General features: G+C 57.1%; 14 protein-coding genes and 4 pseudogenes. 7 read left to right on the top strand and 11 right to left on the bottom strand.

The genetic code is table 11. From position 1 onward, the window contains the following. On the bottom strand, positions 1 to 335 hold a 335-nt coding region (locus JKL46_RS31225), incomplete at its 3' end, for a transposase (protein ID WP_246529663.1). Between the two features lie 47 nt (positions 336 to 382). Between JKL46_RS31225 and JKL46_RS31220 the strand changes: the two are divergent. Next, positions 383 to 688 (top strand): annotated as a pseudogene (locus JKL46_RS31220) (NAD(P)(+) transhydrogenase (Re/Si-specific) subunit beta); the annotation flags it as partial. Positions 689 to 704: 16 nt separating this feature from the next. On the opposite strand, the gene JKL46_RS31215 reads toward JKL46_RS31220, so the two are convergent. Further along, complete coding sequence (locus JKL46_RS31215) at positions 705 to 1604, bottom strand: HpcH/HpaI aldolase/citrate lyase family protein (protein WP_201841955.1); 900 nt, start codon at positions 1602 to 1604, stop codon at positions 705 to 707. 273 nt (positions 1605 to 1877) lie between these two features. Between JKL46_RS31215 and JKL46_RS31210 the strand changes: the two genes are divergently transcribed. The 3 genes and pseudogenes from JKL46_RS31210 to JKL46_RS31195 all read left to right on the top strand — a co-directional run bounded on the left by JKL46_RS31210 (position 1878) and on the right by JKL46_RS31195 (position 5601). Beyond that, positions 1878 to 3317: an NAD-dependent succinate-semialdehyde dehydrogenase gene (locus tag JKL46_RS31210; RefSeq protein ID WP_201841951.1), complete on the top strand. Its 1440-nt coding sequence runs from the start codon at positions 1878 to 1880 to the stop codon at positions 3315 to 3317. Between the two features lie 432 nt (positions 3318 to 3749). Continuing rightward, positions 3750 to 4088, top strand: a pseudogene (locus JKL46_RS35985) (DUF4387 family protein). After that, positions 4081 to 5601: a fumarate hydratase gene (locus tag JKL46_RS31195; RefSeq protein ID WP_201841942.1), complete on the top strand. Its 1521-nt coding sequence runs from the start codon at positions 4081 to 4083 to the stop codon at positions 5599 to 5601. The pseudogene JKL46_RS35985 and the gene JKL46_RS31195 overlap by 8 nt, the downstream one beginning before the upstream one ends. Here the strand turns inward: JKL46_RS31195 and JKL46_RS37085 are convergent. After that, positions 5549 to 5824 (bottom strand): annotated as a pseudogene (locus tag JKL46_RS37085) (hypothetical protein); the annotation flags it as partial. The gene JKL46_RS31195 and the pseudogene JKL46_RS37085 sit on opposite strands and share 53 nt — an antisense overlap. Positions 5825 to 6059: 235 nt before the next feature. Between JKL46_RS37085 and JKL46_RS31190 the strand changes: the two are divergent. Beyond that, positions 6060 to 6197, top strand: coding sequence for a hypothetical protein (locus JKL46_RS31190; protein WP_201841939.1), 138 nt, complete (start codon positions 6060 to 6062; stop codon positions 6195 to 6197). A 111-nt stretch (positions 6198 to 6308) separates the two neighbouring features. On the opposite strand, the gene JKL46_RS31185 is transcribed toward JKL46_RS31190, so the two are convergent. From JKL46_RS31185 to JKL46_RS31150, 8 genes and pseudogenes are all read right to left on the bottom strand, one after another. After that, a complete protein-coding gene (locus tag JKL46_RS31185; protein WP_343074164.1) occupies positions 6309 to 7361 on the bottom strand; it encodes an ABC transporter ATP-binding protein in 1053 nt (350 codons plus the stop codon). 43 nt (positions 7362 to 7404) lie between these two features. Next, complete coding sequence (locus tag JKL46_RS31180) at positions 7405 to 8205, bottom strand: ABC transporter permease (protein ID WP_201841937.1); 801 nt, start codon at positions 8203 to 8205, stop codon at positions 7405 to 7407. Next, positions 8195 to 9097 carry an ABC transporter permease subunit gene (locus JKL46_RS31175; RefSeq protein ID WP_201841934.1) on the bottom strand — a complete coding sequence of 301 codons (903 nt, stop codon included), beginning with the start codon at positions 9095 to 9097 and terminating at the stop codon, positions 8195 to 8197. The genes JKL46_RS31180 and JKL46_RS31175 overlap by 11 nt, the downstream gene beginning before the upstream one ends. Before the next feature lie 66 nt (positions 9098 to 9163). Then, the gene (locus JKL46_RS31170) at positions 9164 to 10216 is read right to left on the bottom strand and encodes an extracellular solute-binding protein (RefSeq protein WP_201841931.1); all 1053 of its coding nucleotides are present in this window, start codon (positions 10214 to 10216) and stop codon (positions 9164 to 9166) included. A 662-nt stretch (positions 10217 to 10878) separates the two neighbouring features. Further along, positions 10879 to 11331: a transposase gene (locus JKL46_RS35975; RefSeq protein ID WP_246529662.1), complete on the bottom strand. Its 453-nt coding sequence runs from the start codon at positions 11329 to 11331 to the stop codon at positions 10879 to 10881. A 249-nt stretch (positions 11332 to 11580) separates the two neighbouring features. Next, positions 11581 to 12342, bottom strand: a complete 762-nt coding sequence (locus tag JKL46_RS31160; RefSeq protein ID WP_201841928.1) for an SDR family oxidoreductase — start codon at positions 12340 to 12342, stop codon at positions 11581 to 11583. A gap of 624 nt (positions 12343 to 12966) precedes the next feature. Further along, positions 12967 to 13779, bottom strand: a pseudogene (locus tag JKL46_RS31155) (IS5 family transposase). Positions 13780 to 13895: 116 nt separating this feature from the next. Continuing rightward, positions 13896 to 14174, bottom strand: coding sequence for a hypothetical protein (locus JKL46_RS31150; RefSeq protein ID WP_246529661.1), 279 nt, complete (start codon positions 14172 to 14174; stop codon positions 13896 to 13898). Between the two features lie 62 nt (positions 14175 to 14236). Here JKL46_RS31150 and JKL46_RS31145 point away from each other — a divergent pair, with 62 nt between their 5' ends. Together JKL46_RS31145 and JKL46_RS31140 are read left to right on the top strand one after the other, a co-directional pair. Then, the gene (locus tag JKL46_RS31145; RefSeq protein ID WP_201841925.1) at positions 14237 to 15583 is read left to right on the top strand and encodes an IS701 family transposase; all 1347 of its coding nucleotides are present in this window, start codon (positions 14237 to 14239) and stop codon (positions 15581 to 15583) included. 453 nt (positions 15584 to 16036) lie between these two features. Then, positions 16037 to 17020 carry a LysR family transcriptional regulator gene (locus JKL46_RS31140; protein WP_201841922.1) on the top strand — a complete coding sequence of 328 codons (984 nt, stop codon included), beginning with the start codon at positions 16037 to 16039 and terminating at the stop codon, positions 17018 to 17020. The last annotated feature ends 366 nt before the right edge of the window (positions 17021 to 17386 follow it).

The raw sequence follows: 17386 nt of genomic DNA, 5'->3' as shown, positions 1-17386 counted from the left end.
ACCCATGCGTGCCATGAGTAGTTCTCCCGAAGCGCAACGAAATCAATCATGGTGCACTGACCGGTTGAACCCACCGTTGCCCGTTTGAGGATCTCCCGCTCCTGGCGCAGGATCTCGTTCTCACGCCGCAGCCGCTTGAGCTCGGTGGCCATGTCCTCCTGTCGCTCCTCGGGCGGGTGGTCGATCTCACGCTCGCGACGGCGATCAAGCCAGTGGCGCAGGGTCGACAGGCCAATGCCGAGATCCTCAGCGACCTCGCGCCGGCTTCGGCCGCTGGTCAGGGCGAGCCGCACAGCCTCATCCCGAAATTCCTTCGTAAAGCGCGTGTGGGGCATGGAAGTCCTCCTGCTTCATCAGAGGCTCTCCAGTTTTTCGAAGCAAGTCCAAGGTGCCCTACGACATCGTGCTGGAGATGGACGAGATCAACGAGGACTTCCCGGAGACTGATGTGGTGATCGTCATCGGCTCGAACGACATCGTCAACCCGGCTGCCCAAGAGGATCCCAACAGCCCGATTGCCGGGATGCCGGTGCTGGAGGTGTGGAAGGCCAAGCAGGTGTTCGTGTCGAAGCGCGGCCAGGGGACCGGTTACTCGGGCATCGAGAACCCGCTGTTCTACAAGGACAACACCCGTATGTTCTACGGCGATGCCAAGGCCAGTGTCGATCAGCTGGTGCAGGCTCTTTGAAGGTCTACCGCGTCTATCATCGAGCATGAAGCCTTTCGGCCTTCAGCATGTTCTCGGCACGTCGCAAAACAGGCGCGTCAATCATTTTCCCGTCCAGACCTACCGCGCCAGCCCCTCTCTTGCGAGCAGCCTCAGCTGCCGCGACGACTCGTCTGGCATATTCTAGTTGCATCTCGGATGGACCAAAGCCACTGTTGGCGACATCCACTTGGTTAGGATGGATGCACAGGGTCCCTTCCAATCCGGCGGCATTCGACCGAGCGACGAAGGTGCCATACTTCTCAATGTCGCGAAATTCTGCAATAGATCCCATGAGGCCGAGAGGACGAATTCCGCGACATGCAGCGGCAAGGACAAGCCGATGCTTCACCGCAGTTATGGTTTCCGAGGCCGGATCGCAGCCCAGCTCTGCAGAGAGGTCCTCATCGCCACATACGATTGCAACGACGCGCGGAGACGAGGCGATCTCGCCAAGTCGAGCAACCGCGTCGGCAGTCTCGATGAGAGGCAGTAGCTTGGTGTGTCCTGAAGACAGCCCCAGCGACAATTCCCGTTCCTCTATAACCTCACTCAAGAACCTCAAATGCTCCGCGCTAGCTGCTTTTGCCACCACGATCGCTTTGACGTGCTCGCAGACTGCAGCCTCGATGTCGCGGACCGCTAACGGCAAGGGACGATTAATACGAACGAGGACGTCGCGTGCCCCGGTGCGAAGACTGGCGGCCAGTCCTTGGACAGTAGAACGCGCGCCCGTTTTATGCTCAGGCAAGACAGCATCCTCAAGGTCGAGAATAATGGCGTCGGCCCGAGAAGTGCGTGCTTTTTCCGCATAGCGGGCATTATTTGCCGGAACGAAAAGAAGTGAGCGCCAGTGGACGTTGTCCGAACTGTTTATAGACATTGGTTTCTCAAACATTCACTTGGCATCAAAGTTCATTGCCATTGTTCATTTGCCTTCGGTGACGTCAAATATCGTTTGTCGCCGACGGCCATCTGAGAACCAGATGGCGGTATTGCGCCATCTAAAAACAAGATGATAAGGGACAAGAAACGGTATTTGACCGGTTTCACTTAAGTGGCGAAGTTCGTTGCACGGCGCGCTGGCGTCTCCACCGCAAAACGCAAGAGATTGATCACGTCGTCTCGGCAGGAGAGCGCTCAGTATTCGATAAAACAAGTGGAGTGAGGCATGCCCGACAGCTTTGATTACAGACTCTTCATCAATGGAATTTGGCGCTTGGGCCGTGATGGCGCCGATCTCGCCCTTATCAACCCCGCCACCGAGCAAGAGTTCGGGCGCGTCGCCGTCGCTTCCCGTGCGGACCTTGATGATGCTTTGACGTCTGCACAAAGCAGCCTTCTGAACTGGTCGAACATGCCGCCTAGCGAACGTGGTGCACTTCTCATTCGTGCCGCCCGAATCTTGGAAAAAAAGATAGACACTGCCGCGGCGGCGCTTTCCAAGGAACAGGGCAAGACTCTAGCCGAAGCGAAGGGCGAGTACGCGCGTGCGGCCGAAACTCTCGAATGGAACGGCACACACGCAGAGAAATTGTCGGCCTCTATTCCGGTGGACGAGAAAAGGTTGGTCGTACCGGAAGCGATCGGTGTGGTGGCCGCATTCACGCCCTGGAACTATCCAGCCGTCCTCAATGCCCGGAAACTTGCCGCTCCTCTCGCAGCCGGTTGCCCGGTCATCTTGAAGGGCGCGGAAGAGACACCAAGCGCGGGCGTTTATATCGTCGAAGCCCTGCAGGAAGCAGGAATTCCAGCTGGCGTTGTGAGCCTTGTTTTCGGCAATCCTCCCATGATCTCCGAGCATTTGCTCGGCTCGCCTATTGTGCGAGTGCTTACTTTCACGGGCTCCACGCCTGTTGGCAAGCAGCTTGCAAGGATCGCGGCGAACAACCTGCAACGCTGCGTTCTGGAACTCGGCGGCCACTCACCTGTGGTTGTCTTTGAGGACGCCGACTTGGCGAGAGCCGTCTCTGCGATTTCTGAGTACAAGTTCGAGTGCGCCGGTCAGAGCTGTAATGCTCCAAGCCGCATCCTGGTTGCTCGGCCGATCTACGACGCCTTTTTGGCGAAGCTTGTAGAAACCGCAGAAAAGATCAAGATCGGCGACCCAGACGACCCGGCAACCGAAATGGGACCGATGGCGAATGCAAGACGCATTGAGGCCATGGAACGGCTGACAAAGGATGCTGTCGATCACGGAGCAAAAGTTGAAACCGGTGGCGCCCGGGTTGATCGACCAGGATACTATTGGATGCCGACAATTTTGAGCAATGTTCATCCCGAGTCGGCAATCCTTGCTGAAGAACCCTTCGGGCCAATTCTAACGGTTACACCCTTCGACACGATCGAAGAGGCAATCGAGAAAGCAAATGCGACGGAATATGGGCTGGCATCCTATTTCTTCAGCAACTCCCCTGAGGTGCAGAAGAGGATGATCCGCAGCCTTTCGGCAGGCGCAGTCAGTGTCAACTACCTCAAGGGTGTGTCCGCGGATGCGCCAAATGCCGGCATTAACCAGAGTGGTTATGGATACGAAGGTGGAGTTGAAGGTTTGAGGACCTTTCAGAACCTGAAGCTTGTCAACTCAGCGAGTCCCGTAGCCCTTGAATAGGCGGCCCAATCACGCCGCGTGGTGCCGCGTACCGGGAGTATTTCGCCTCATGGACGAGATCAGGGTGTTATCTCCGACAGCGATGCTGGAATATGGCTTCCTGGCCATGTCCTTCAAAGAAGGACTCCGCTGGAACCCGCATGTCACTGCGTTAGATGCTGGTTCGGGCGATCCGGGGGCATACTACCTAGGAGCCGGAGTCTCATTCATTGATCGAAGTGCTGTGAGGCAAGACTTGCAAATCGTCCTGTGGACGGAAGTTGCCCGCGTTATACCCGTCATTGTCGCCTAAGCTGGCGGCGCCGGAGCTAGATCAACGATGCGTCATCTCGGGGACGTTGATAGAGTTTTGACTGTCGGCAACCTGGCGTTCCCTTACTCACGCTCAGGTTTCGATGCGGGAGAGGTGTCGAATTTCGGCATCTGTCACTGATGCAGATCAATGACCCGATAATCTCCTTTCCGATCGTCTTAAGAAGCAAAAACGCCAGTCCATTTGAGATGACGCTCGACATCATCATTAATACGAAGGTAGCCTATGACCAAGTCAAAGCGTTGGATGCGCCGAGTGCCGGCGTGATGTCGCACCTGTACGCTGTTAAGCCTTGAGCGGAAATTATGGTTACGTCGCTCGATCGAACAGGTACATTTAAGGCTACGTTTCCAGGGCGCGTTCCTTCCGGGAGCCTGCAGGACACAGATATCTACGGGGACCAACAGCATGCGCTGTTTTTGACGCTCAGAGCCGAAGGGATGTCTAACGTTGGATAGAACGCAAACCATTATCAGAGGCACGGATATCACGCGAAGCGTCGCCGACGCACTTCAGTTTATCTCGTACTATCACCCCGCCGACTACATCCGCTATCTTTCAGCTGCCTATAAGCGCGAAGAGAGCCCAGCAGCAAAAAATGCCATAGCGCAGATTCTCGTGAACTCTCGGATGGCAGCCTTTGGGCGGCGGCCTATCTGTCAGGATACAGGACTTGTTGTGGTCTTTGCAAAGATCGGGATGTCTGTCCGGATCGACAGCGTCCGGAGTCTAACCGAGTTGGTCGATGAGGGTGTTCGCCAGGCCTATCTCGATCCGGACAATCCATTGCGGGCATCAGTTGTCTTGGACCCGTTGTCAACCCGAAGGAACACAAGGGACAACACTCCAGCTATTGTCCATACCGAACTCGTTCCAGGAAACAAGATTACGTTTATTATTGCCGCCAAGGGTGGCGGGTCAGAGAATAAGGCGCGCTTTACAACGCTAAATCCCAGCGCTTCCGTCTCCGACTGGGTCATCGATACAATAGCGACGCTCGGTAGCGGTTGGTGTCCGCCAGGGCTGATCGGCATCGGAGTCGGCGGAAGCGCCGAGAAAGCAATGTTGATGGCCAAAGAAGTCCTCAACGACCCAATTGATATGTTCGATCTACTTGCTCGTGGACCGTCATGCCCAGAAGAAGAGCTTCGCATCGAACTCTATCAGCGCATCAACGCATTGGGGATAGGTGCACAGGGATTGGGAGGGCTCACGACGGTCGTGGACGTGAAGGTTTCAACATATCCGACCCACGCCGCATCGAAACCAGTCGCGCTGATACCGCAATGCGCTGCGAACCGCCATGTGAAGTTCACACTGGATGGCAGCGGCCCGGCGGTGCTGACGCCGCCGGACATGAGTGACTGGCCAGAGATCGACTTCGGTAGCACGTTGTCGACAAACGCCCGGCGGGTCAATCTCGATACGTTGACGAAAGAGGAAACCGCAACTTGGCGTGCGGGGGAAACATTGCTTCTATCTGGTAAGATGTTAACCGGGCGAGATGCAGCACACAAACGTATTGTCGATCTCATTGATGCTGGCAAGCCGCTCCCTGTCGACTTGAGAGGCCGCGTGATCTATTATGTGGGGCCGGTCCAAGCTGTGCGCGACGAGATCGTAGGTCCAGCCGGACCAACGACATCGACGCGGATGGATGCTTTCACCGAAAAAGTTCTGGAGGCGACAGGCCTCTACGCCATGGTTGGAAAGGCCGAACGCGGACCTGCCGCAATCGATGCAATTGTGAAGCATCGCACTCCGTACATGATTGCAATTGGCGGTGCTGCATATCTGATCTCGCAATCGATCAAAGCCGCCCGCGTCCTTGCTTTTGAGGACTTGGGCATGGAGGCGATCTATGAGTTCGAGGTCCAAGACATGCCGGTAACGATGGCAGTCGATGTAGAGGGCCGCTCTATCCACAAAAGCGGTCCTGCCGAATGGCGTCAGCGCATCGCGGGCCTCTAGGTGGATGGTGGTGTGACGGATTGATCCTGAACCGTTCGGGCTCCCTCGTTCAGAGGTGGCAGACGTACTCGTAAGGCCCTTCCGGGTCTTGAGCCGACGGCCTGAAGTTGCAGGCTGAGACGAAGGTGTCGAGCTGCTGCCGGAGCTGGTCATGACTATCATAGTGACAGCGTTTGAGAGCTGCATCTTCGGAGATTTGGTTCATCCGCTCAACCTGCTCATTATTCGGCATGATGGTTGGGGTGCCTTATGCGTCCATCTGCTTTCTTCGGAAGCGGTGATATGGTGAGCCCATGTGGGAGGGCAGGCGGCCGACAGACCATGGGCTGAGAGCCCGAGCTCGTTGGCAGTCGCTGGCTCCTCGCGACTCGCCCAGATGCGCTGCGAGCGCGGATCAGTAGATGTCGTGTTGCCCGCCAGCTCCCGTTTCGGACGAGCACAGCTCAGAGGGAGCCAGCATGCGCATCATCGGACTTGATATCCGCCACGCCTTCGCCGAGGCGGTCGCCTGGCAGGACGGCAAGCTCAAACGGATCGGGCGCATCGACATGCGCCGGGACTGGCTGAACGGCAGCAGCTTCGCGCTTACCCTCTGAATGCCAAGAAGATGCGCATGTGGCTCTGGCCCTGCTTTGAAGGACTTGGCCCGGAGTGCTTCCCTCGCCGAAAGGTGGTCAGTCGTAGCGCTACACCGCGGGATCAAACATCTAGTGTGCCGGCAGTCGCCTCGCCCCCTTCGGGTCAATCCGAATCTCGATGCGGTCACCGATGCTTGGGCCATGACCATATGGATAGTGAGCCTCCATGAGTACCTCCTGCCCCGATACATCGAGGCGGAGGCGACAAAGCGCGCCGTAGTACGTATTTGAAGTAACGCGTGCTTCGAAAACCGGACCTGATCCGAGAGCCTCTGCAGGCTTTACATACTCAGGCCTGACAATAACCGTTGCCGGACCTGGCTTATGATCCAACGGCAGGCGAATGGACTTTCCTGTTGTAAACACCCCCTGACCATCTACTACGCCTTCAAACAACGAGCACCATCCAATGAATTCCGCAACAAAACGTGTTGCTGGAGTCTCATAGATTTCGGCAGGTGACCCTACCTGCTCGACGCGGCCGCTGCGCATGACCACGACTCGGTCCGCAAACATCAGTGCTTCTTCCTGATCATGAGTCACAAACAGAGTAGTAATCCGGATTCGTTTCAACAAAGCCCTGAGATCTTCCCGCAATCGCACCCGCAGCTGTGCGTCGAGGTTTGAGAACGGTTCGTCCAGAAGCAGGACCGCCGGGTTCATCGCAAGAGCACGCGCTAGGGCCACCCGTTGTTGTTGCCCTCCAGAGAGCTCAGCCGGAAAACGTTTCGAAAGATGTTCCAACTCAACTAACTGAAGCATTTCGTGAACGCGCTCGGTTTGAGCCTTGGCCGCAAATCCGATATTCTGAAGTCCGAACGCAATGTTCTGGGCGACAGTCATGTGCGGGAATAGAGCGTAGCTTTGAAAGACCATTCCGGTATCGCGCCTGTAGGGCGCTTGATTGGTAACGTCGCTTCCTTGGATAAGAACCGAACCGGAAGTTGGCTTAACGAAACCGGCCACCATGCGGAGTGTTGTAGTCTTACCGCACCCGGACGGCCCCAGCAAGCAGAGTAGCTCACCCTTCACAACGTCAAGCGAAACAGAATCAACCGCCGTAGTGTTATCGTAAGTCTTGTTCAGGTTTTTGAGCGTCAATACCGCCGTATTCTTATCCACGAGAAAGCCTCCGATTCTTTCGAATGATTCAGCGGCTGATCAATCAGAACAACTTGTCAACGCCAACCGCTCGCTCAATTACCAAAATGACTACCGCGGTAACTGCAATGACTATGGTCGATACCGCCGCGACAATGGGGTCATAGCTATACTCCACGTAGGTGAATATCTGCACCGGCAGAGTTACAGTGCCCGAGCTCGCTAGAAATGACGATAGCGTCACGTTTCCAAACGAGGTTACAAAGGCGAACACTCCAGCTGTAATCAAACTGGGGACCAAGAGCGGGAGAGTTATTCGACAGAATACTCGAAACGGCGGGGCCCTCAGATTCATCGCAGCTTGTTCCAAAGTTCTGTCGAGCAATAGAAGCCCCGTTACCATGGTGCGCACCACGTACGGCAACATGATTATGAGATGCCCTACGAACAGCCCAAGATAAGATTGGCTAAACCCCATCCACGAGAGAAATTGCAACAGCCCCAGCCCCAGAACAACAACGGGCACGATGAGCGGTGATAGTGCTATGGACTGAAAGAGTGACGATCCAATGAACCTATAGCGAGCGATCGCAAACGCTGCGGCAGAACCGACGCTCAGAACGATAACGGTTGCTGTGACAGCTAACTTCGTGCTTGTCCAAAGGGCTGACATGAATGGAGTACTTGCGAACGCGTTCGAATACCACTGTGTTGAAAATCCTTTTGGAGGAAAGCTCAAGGAGTCTCCCTGCGTCAAGGATGCGATCACGACAATGACCGCTGGCAAGATCAACATGACGTAGACAGTAGCGCGAACAAATACTCCGAGAGTCGCCATGACTTTATCTGTTATGTCATTTTGCATTTGCGCTACTCCGATGGCGCGCGAACTTCTTCGCCGCGAGCAGGTTCGCAAGACTAATCACGATGGATGTGACTATTAGGAGCACCATTGCGAGGGCCCCCCCCAATGGCCAATTAAGGGCAACTATTACCTGCTCGTAAATGATACTGCCGAGCATCTGAACGTTGCCGCCGCCGACAAGACGGGGCGTAACGAAGGCCGAAACAGTCAAGATGAACACGAGTATCATCCCCGACACGATTCCAGGCGCTGCCAGCGGAACAATCACTCGCCTGAAGGTGGTGAATCTATTCGCTCGAAGGTTCGCAGCGGCATGCTCAAGCACAGGATCAATCTTAGAGCATACACTCATTACAGAGAGTATCATGTAAGGAAGAAACTGCTGCACTAGAATCAGCAGCACGGCTGTGCGATTGTACGGGAGCCTTATTGGTCGATCGATAGCCCCGATACTGACGAGCAATTGATTCACCAATCCTCCACGACCAAGGATGACGATCCATCCAAAGACGATAACTACAAGGCTAAGTGTGAGCGGAAGAATAACTAGAATTAAGCGCCACCGGCGTTGCTTCGGCGGGAGACGTGCCAGGGAATAGCCAACAGGGAACCCTATGACTAAGCAAACCATAGATACAATCAATCCATCGACAATGGTGTCGATCAGTACGGATCGGTAGAACGGATCAAGTATGACCTTGAGATATTGCTCAAACGAAAAACCTTCAGCACCGAAAGATCGTGTGCCAGGATAAAAACTTGTGCGGACCACGCCCGCTAATGGCAGGATGAAGAAGAATAGAAGCAGCATTACGGTGGGGGCTATCTGCCACATCCACGCCGTGCTTGCTTCACCTTGGCCGCGCAGGCCGAGCAATGCCTTGTTGCGCACCTCTAGATGTCCTACCTGTCAGCGTTAGCGTTAGGACGAGTGCGGGGGTTAGCCCCCCGCGAGCCGCTACCGCATCTCTCTGTTGAACCGGCTGAGCCAATCACCGCGATACGCTGCGACTTTCTCCCAGTTGATAGCTCGGAGGCTTTCCAGTCCACCTTTGCCATACGGAATAACACTTGCAGCAACGTCCGGCGGCAACTGAATATTTGTAGTCGGCACATATCCGAAAAACCGGGAAAGCTCCGTGATGAATGGGCCGGTGACCAGTTGCTCCAGGTACGCCTTCACAGCGTCTGGATGCTTCGTTCCCTTAACGGGACTTACATACGAGCGGAGCGCGTACAACCCCTCCTTCGGTGGAACCAAGGCCATTGGCTTGCCCGCTTTTTGCATTGAAAACACTCGTCCGTCCCAGAAGGCGCCCGCCCAAGCCTCCTCCTGCTCAAACAACTGGAGCAAGTTCACAGTCGAGGGTGTGACTGCGGTGATGTTGGGTTTTATTTTGCGAAGTGCTTCGAAGGCAGGGTCCACGTTGTCAACGTTGCCACCGCCAGCCTCAGCTAGCGCAAGGAAATAGAGCACTCCTCCTGAATTCTCCAAGTTGAACATTGCAACTCGCCCCTCCAAGTCCGGACGGGCTAGGTCGATAAACGATGTAAGCGGAGATTTCACCAAGGTCTTGTTGTAAGTGACGATCATCGAAGCTACGGACATCGGTATGCCGTAGTCACCGAACTCTCGAACGCTTGGGACAATCCTTCCAATGACATCAGGTCCCAGATTTGTAGGCGTTATAGCACCGGCTTTGATAAGATCCGGCATGTTCGGACTATCGCACATCACAAGATCAAACGGCGGATTGTCCGGAGAGGCGATGATTCTTGCCACCGCTGCGGAGGCAGTAGACGGCGTATAAACAACTCGCAGTCCGGTTTGATCCTCTAGGGGCTTGGCAACGGATTCTTTCAGAATACGATCATAATCGCCGCCATAGCCATTGATGTTCAAAGTCACGCCTTCAAAGCGCTTAGCTTGCGCACGTAGGATATTCGGAGCAGCTAAGGTCGCAGCAGCCAGAGTCAATGACGTAGTCTTTAGAAATGAACGACGATCCATTGTATGTTCCCTCTTTCATACGGTCTTAGCGCGGCGTTTTAGCTCGGTTGCTTTTGTGGTATGTCACAGCTTCCTTCGGCATGTCACGAGCACAGATTAAAGATCAGAGCCATCTTGAAGCGAGATGGAAGGAGTGCTGACTGATAAACCACCGTTGCTAGGCCGTGATCTGTTGCTGAGAGGTGTCAAGCTGGGTGAGCTCTTCTTGGATGCACTTCTCCGAATGGGGCGCTCGGCTGGGCGCTAGCGTGACTTGCCACGATGTCTTGTTTCTCGTCTGACGGCGATCGCCACCTCCGTCCGGCATCGCCGATCCGCCCGTGAGCGTAAGCCGTTTCTCATCACGCGTTTAAGCCGGCTGATAGCGGCCTCCACCAGAGCTCGACGAGTGTCCCTGAACCTCTTCTGCCAGCCGATGTGTCCATGCTCACGGATGCTTTGGAGATGCCGACCGCGCAGGGTCGGCGTGACCTCTACATCCTCACTCGGCACCGCCTTTGATCGGGGTGGAACGACTAGGTCAGCACCTGGATGCAGTTTAGCGGTGGTGCTGTAGACGCCAGTCTACTCGTTGGCTCCATCACCAGTGAAGGAGGCAAGTGGGCTTGTGATCTGGTTGAGCAGGAGTTCGACCTGGGAGATATCTTCGGCATCATGGGGCGTCAGCTCTGATGCGAGGATCTCTCGGCCTCGGCATCAACACCGATGTGCCACTTGCGCCACGATCGTCGTCTGCGGGCCCCATGCGTCTCGACCAGCCACTCGCCGGTCCCACACAGCTGCAACCCAGTGCTGTCGACCAACAGGTGAACAAGCTTGGTGCATGCCTGCTGCCATGGTACCTCTAGGGTTGCGGCCAGACGGCTCAGGGTTGAGTGGTCCGGCACCGCGAGATCCGGACCGATGAGCTCGAGGATCGAGCCGATCAGACCTTCGGTCTGACGCAGCGCCAGACGAAACACTGCCCAAAGGGTCAGGGCTGTTCGGATTGCCAAGGGCGGATAATGCGGCTGACCGCCTGGTGTCGTACGGGGTTCAGCCCGCCAGACGACAATGGCTTCCTCGGTGAACCAGACTGTGAGACTGCCCGCCGGCGCAGGCCCGCGCCCGCCCAACTCGTCACCCGGTTCCGCTGCTTGGGAATGCGGTGACGGCGAGCGGCATTGGCGTTGAATGGCATGGTCGAACTCCTGGGTCAGAAGCCCAATAGGCTCCGACGCTATCCAGCCGCGGTACCACTTCGCTCATCCATGCAACAGGGCGAGTCCCATCAGATCCTGCGCTGACCCTGAAAAACCTGGCCCATTGCCCTTTCCTCGTAGAATGGTGGCCAGTCGTACCACCACACTGCGGGATCAAACAATCTAAATGATGCTGGAACTCCTGCCTCCGTCGATGACGATGGTCGTACCGTTTAGGAACTCAGCCTTCCGCGAACAGATGAAGCCGACGAGCTCGCCGATTTCCCGTGCAGTACCGGCACGCCCCAGCGGAATGTCTCCCGCGACCAGCCTCATCGCCTCGGTCCGGGAAATGCCCCGCTCTGACGCGAGGGCATCAACCCGGGCACTGACCCGACCCGTATCGAAGTAGCCAGGCGCGACCACGTTGACGCGGATGTTATCCCTAGCGGCGCTCTGCGACAGCGTCTTCGCCATGTTCGCGATAGCCGCCCGCAACGCGCTCGACAGGACGAGGTGAGCCGATGGCTCGCGCGCTCCGGCCGCTGTGATGAACACAATATCACCACGGCCACGCTCGCGCATATGAGGAAGAGCGTGGCGCGATAGCCTGACGGCGCTCATCAGGAGCATTTCGATCGCCTGATACCATTGATCGTCAGCAAGATCCTCAACGGTTCCGTAGGCCATATGACCCGAATTGACCACAAGGCAGTCGATCCACTTCAGCGCAGCCAAGGCTTCAGCGAAAAGGCCCTCAGTGTCTCGGGGATCGGTGAGATCCGAGACAATGCCGAAAACACGGTGTCCGGCAGCCACGGCCATGGCAATGTTCCCTGGATTATGCCCCGTGATCGCGATGTCGAACCCGTCCGACAAGAGCTTCTCGGCGACAGCGAAGCCCAGTCCCGTCGTGCCTGCAGTAATCAGGGCCGTCCGCGTCATGCCGCACTCATCCCACTTGCCTTCGGAAGCGTCCATACATCGGGAGAGATGGGTACTACAAGGTACAGGCTATCGCTTGTAGTTAGGTCTTGAACCTTTAGCGTCTCGAGTGTCACGAGCCACGATGCATAGACAATGCTTAAGTTTCGAGCAGGTCGGGCCGATTGAGATTTTTCACGGCCGCTGCGGCGAGCCTCGGCTTATGTATCCCTCCAATGATACGCGTTGAGTCGACAGCTTAAATGACCGGCAGCGTCAGAGCGCCGCGTAATCTGACATTTTAACTCAGGATCTCTGCAAAATATGCTGCCTTGATGCAGAAATTTCACTTGGCGGCTAGGATAAAGAAAGAAGCCCTCCAAGTCATAGTGGAGAACTGCTCGACATCTTCTTGGTAAAGAGCTGCCGAAATAAACTCGGCAACTGTGGAGATGACTTCATCTAAATGAACCTGTACTGTTCTAGTTCGACTACAAGCTTGACTCTGGCTGGCGCTGCTCAGGTTCACAAAGCACGTGCCACATTGTTATGAGCGAAAGCTGCACAAATTTAGCAGATTTGCAGACTTTGTGCGTTCTATCGTCTGCTTCGCAGGACCTACTTTGCTAAGAGTCCGTCCCGTAATCATGAGTGTCGTCCCAAGCGGCGGACGAGGAGCATGACAGAAGCGGCATAAAGGAAGGCCCGGGCTGACGTGAGCGTCGCCTCAGGATCTTTCCAGAGCCGGCGATTGCGGCTGATCCACGCAAAGAACCGTTCAACAACCCATCTGCGTGGGTGCACCGCAAAGCCAACCTGATCAGGAGGCCTTTTGACGATCTCGATGGTGATCGAGGTCGCTTGGCTGGGAGCCTCTCCGGCATAGCCGCTGTCAGCAAACGCCTTGTCGATGAATGGAAACGCGCGCCGCGACAGGCGCAGGACGACTGGCGCACCATCGCGGTCCTGCACGTCAGCCTACTGAAGCTCCAGGATCAGGCCGCGTCCGTCGGTGTCGACCAGCACCTGGCGCTTGCGGCCCTTCACCTTCTTGCCGGCATCATAGCCTCGCGGCCCACCACTCTCCGTCGTCTTGACGCTTTGGCTGTCGAGCACGGCGGCGGTGGGCGACGCCTCCCGCCCAACCCGCTCGCGGTCGGCCATGACCAGCAGGTGGTTGATGGTCTCGAACAGGCCGGCGTCCCACCACTGACTGAACCAGCGAAAGACCGTGCTCTTGGGCGGCAGATCGGAGGGCGGAAGCCGCCAGGCGATCCCGCCGCGCAGCACGTAGAAGATGCCGTTGAGGATCTCCCGGGTCGACCAGCGCCGCGGTCGGCCTCGGGCGTGCGGCTCGGGCAGAAGGGGCTCGATCAGCGCCCTTTCGGCATTGGTCAAATCGGTTTCGTATCGCAAGCCGTCGCGGCTATACTGCCGCCGGGTGGTCGGGGTCCACATTGCGGTTCCAGGTCAGGCTTCAGCACCCTCCCGGAATCATAGCGGCCTCGGCCACTCAACCCTTTTCGGGACGGGCTCTAAGCTGGACTTTGGCCTTTTTTGAGGGCGTCGGAGGGTCAGACGTGGATCCAAAACGCACGCTCTGAAGCGATGTAGTCCAAGGTCCGCTCGAGGGTCATGGTGGGCGTGCCGAACGGACCGGGAGCTTTCCACCGCTCGCCATTCCACCACAGCACCTGCACCTTTGCGGGATCGTCGGTCGGACGCAGGCGTGCGACAGGTGCTCCGGTGCGCCGGCTCAGCAGCGAGTAGCCGCCGCCCCGCTTCTCCACCACCACATCATGCGCGTGGCAGAAGGCTTCGAGCCCCTCCAGGATGAGATCGTGTTCGGGCATGGGCAGGCCATCTCCGCGGGAAGGCGTTGATCTGTCGGTCATCACGTCTGTCAGAGCGCGCCATGATATCTTTCGCACCGGCCCCTGTCCTCCTCCGATGGTTCGCGCCCTTTGCGAGCGCCTTCACCGCGCCAACCTTGCGGGGCGTGCTCGTGCTGATCGCCGGCGCCATCCTGACTCCGGGCCGACGCACCGTCACGGCCGCCCTGAGCATCCTGGGCCTGCGCGAGATCGCCACCTTCACCACCTTCCATCGCGTGCTCAACCGCAACCGGTGGGCGCCGCGCGATCTCGCCGGTCGGCTGCTGCATCAGCTCGTTGGAGCCTTCGTGCCCGCAGGGCCGGTGGTGATGGCCATCGACGAGACCATCGAGCGCCGCTGGGGTGCCCGGATCCGGGCCCGCGGCATCTATCGCGATCCGGTCCGCTCCAGCCATGGTCATTTCGTCAAGACTTCGGGCCTGCGCTGGATCAGCCTCATGCTCGTTCCGCCGATCCCGTGGGCTGGTCGCGTGTGGGCGCTGCCGTTCCTGACGGTTCTCGCGCCCTCTGAGCGCTACGCCCGTGAGAGCGGACAGCGGCACAAGCTGTTGACCGATTGGGCGCGCCAGATGCTGCTCCAGGTCGCCCGTTGGCTGCCCGAGCGACAGATCATTGTCGTAGCCGATATGAGCTATGCGGCGATCGAGCTGCTCGCAGCGGTGCGGCGACACCTGACCGTGATCACCCGCCTGCGGCTGGATGCGCGCCTGTTCGATCCGCCCCCGGTGCGCCAGCCCGGCCAGAGGGGACGGCCGCGGGTCTCGGGCCCTCGCCAGCCCACCCTGGCGCAGCGGCTGACCAATCCTGCCACGCGCTGGCGGCGGGTCACGCTCAGTCACTGGTACGGGGAACAGGATCGGGGGCTGGCCATCGCCTCCGGCACGGCGCTTTGGTACCATCCTGGCAAGAGCGTGCCGATCCGCTGGGTGCTGGTGCGAGACCTCGCGGGGGAGGTCGAGCCACAGGCTCTGCTGTGCACGGATCTGGCGGCGGATCCAGTTGAGGTGCTCACTTGGTTTGTGCGCCGGTGGTCCGTCGAGGTGACGTTTGCGGAGGTACGCCGCCATCTCGGCGTGGAAACGCAACGCCAGTGGTCGGACAGGGCGATCGCCCGCACCACGCCAGCGTTGCTCGGCCTGTTCTCGTTGGTGACGGTGTGGGCGGATGAGGTTCTCAACGCGGGCTGGAAGCCACGATGCGCCGCTTGGTATGTGAAATCTCACCCGACCTTCAGCGATGCTCTGGCGGTTGTGCGTGCCAAACTGTGGCGCGCCAGTTTTGAAATGTCCCGGCAGGACCGGGAGCAGGTGAAAATCCCACGGGCGCTGCTCGACCGCCTCACAGAGGCCGCATGCTTCCCCACCTGAAAGTGCCAAACTCCAGCTAAGGCTGCTATGATGATTGGCAGGTCTCGCGGGCGCACTAAACATTAGACAACCAAGGTTCTTGGATCATGAGCCAAGGAAAATGGGACTGCGGCAAATGCTGATGTGCTAAGAACCGAAAGTTCGCACGTCCTTGGTGCATCGTGCAGCGTTTGACGTAACCAAACCTCAAAATCTAGGCCCTTAACATGCAAGGGGTAGATAATACTCGGGCCACGTTATTTCTAATTTTATAACATATTGACGCCGATCTGCCTCACTGCTGACCCCGCGGTGTGAAGCTTCGCAAACATGTGCTTCTACTTTGGGCAAAAGATTGTTGGACCATCTTTGCATCCATCGCGTTTCGGGATAGTGTGCCGACTACCTGAAACTCGTCTTCTTTCAGGGAGCTAAGACCTGGAGACCGCCTGCGTGCGGGAAAGGTGGCACGCGTTGGACATCAGACAGCTCAAATACTTCGTTGGAGTGGTCGAAGCTGGCAGCTTCACGAAAGCGGCAACAAATCTCAATGTTGCTCAGAGCGCGCTCAGCCTTCACGTGCGGCAGATGGAAGAAGGGTTTGGAACCCAGCTGTTGGTTCGGGATCGAACCGGAATTAGCCTCACGGATGCCGGCGAGAAGCTCCTTAAACACGCGCGTACCATTTTGCGGCAAGTCACACTGGCCGAAGCAGATTTGACCAGCAAAACAACTTCCCCTTCCGGAGAAGTGACCATCGGGATTCCATCCGGAGCAGCGAAGGTTATGGTGAGCGAACTCCTCGCACAATCGAAGGAGGCTCTTCCAAATGTTGCGCTGAAGATTGTCGAAGGTATGACCGGGCAACTGGAAGAATGGATGCGCGCGGGCCGGTTTAATCTGGCCGTGCTGTATCGCACGGTGGAGAGCCCGGGTCCGATGAGCATCCTTGCTCGGGAGGAATTTTGCCTCGTCGTACCCCCGGGGGAGCCGCCATTCGGGAGCACAATCCGCCTTGCTGAACTACATTCTTTTCCACTCGCCGTTCCAATGCGGAGCAACAATGTGAGACGCTCGGTCGCTGACGTTGTTGCTCAGCACGGCTGTGAGCTTGACGTGCGGTATGAACTAGATTCTCTGTCGACTATTGTCACTATGGTCGCGGAGGGCAAAACGTACTCCATCTTGACGCCATCGGCTATTCAGAAAGAGGTAAAGCTCGGGCTCGTGAGGTCTGTGAGAATTATAGATCCCGTGATCACGCGCTCCGTAATCCTTGCCGTTAATCCGAGGGACGAGCATTCAATCGTTGTATCTGCAGTGCGTGCCCTCGTCCCAGAGGTCGTCAAGAAGCTCGTCGAGGACGGGCAATGGCCCGCTACACTTCCCGAAGCGAGCCAACCCAAGGGCGGTCAGCCGCCGGGCAGTTTGGAGCAAATTGTGACGCTGGCGAAGTGATCAAAATAGGGCGGTGTAGATAGGCCAGCATGCGCCTCGTCCCCAGTTACAGGATGCTCGAGAAGAGCTGCACAAGGTGCTTCTGTGATATCCATTCTGACTGGGTATCGGGCCGGTGATTGGAGGGCTAGCGTAGATGCTCTATCGCAAGCCCAAGGATTGGCATTGCATGCTGCTCCGCTCATTGATCTTGCTGTGCTTGGCAGCACAGCGTATCTCCACGGGATACCGATGCGATATTAGGGGCTAACTCACAACGACTTGTAGTCTTTTAAGGTCTTGCGAGTCGTCTAGTACTACTGTGTCATAAACTTTGTGTGGCAGCAGGGACATCGTGGGAGCCTTCGCACGAGAGCGCAGATGAGT

This window comes from Microvirga zambiensis WSM3693, assembly GCF_016735695.1.
GTDB classification, from domain to species: Bacteria; Pseudomonadota; Alphaproteobacteria; order Rhizobiales; family Beijerinckiaceae; genus Microvirga; species Microvirga zambiensis.
This window is presented reverse-complemented; position numbering and strand designations above follow the sequence as displayed.

Bases quoted from the DNA above. Each gene is read 5' to 3' on its own strand.
- JKL46_RS31145 (WP_201841925.1), top strand. From the start codon at position 14,237: ATGATATCTTTCGCACCGGCCCCTGTCCTCCTCCGATGGTTCGCGCCC.
- JKL46_RS31215 (WP_201841955.1), bottom strand. From the start codon at position 1,604: ATGTTTGAGAAACCAATGTCTATAAACAGTTCGGACAACGTCCACTGG.
- JKL46_RS31150 (WP_246529661.1), bottom strand. From the start codon at position 14,174: ATGCCCGAACACGATCTCATCCTGGAGGGGCTCGAAGCCTTCTGCCAC.
- JKL46_RS31210 (WP_201841951.1), top strand. From the start codon at position 1,878: ATGCCCGACAGCTTTGATTACAGACTCTTCATCAATGGAATTTGGCGC.
- JKL46_RS31190 (WP_201841939.1), top strand. From the start codon at position 6,060: ATGCGCATCATCGGACTTGATATCCGCCACGCCTTCGCCGAGGCGGTC.
- JKL46_RS31160 (WP_201841928.1), bottom strand. From the start codon at position 12,342: ATGACGCGGACGGCCCTGATTACTGCAGGCACGACGGGACTGGGCTTC.
- JKL46_RS31170 (WP_201841931.1), bottom strand. From the start codon at position 10,216: ATGGATCGTCGTTCATTTCTAAAGACTACGTCATTGACTCTGGCTGCT.
- JKL46_RS31180 (WP_201841937.1), bottom strand. From the start codon at position 8,205: ATGCAAAATGACATAACAGATAAAGTCATGGCGACTCTCGGAGTATTT.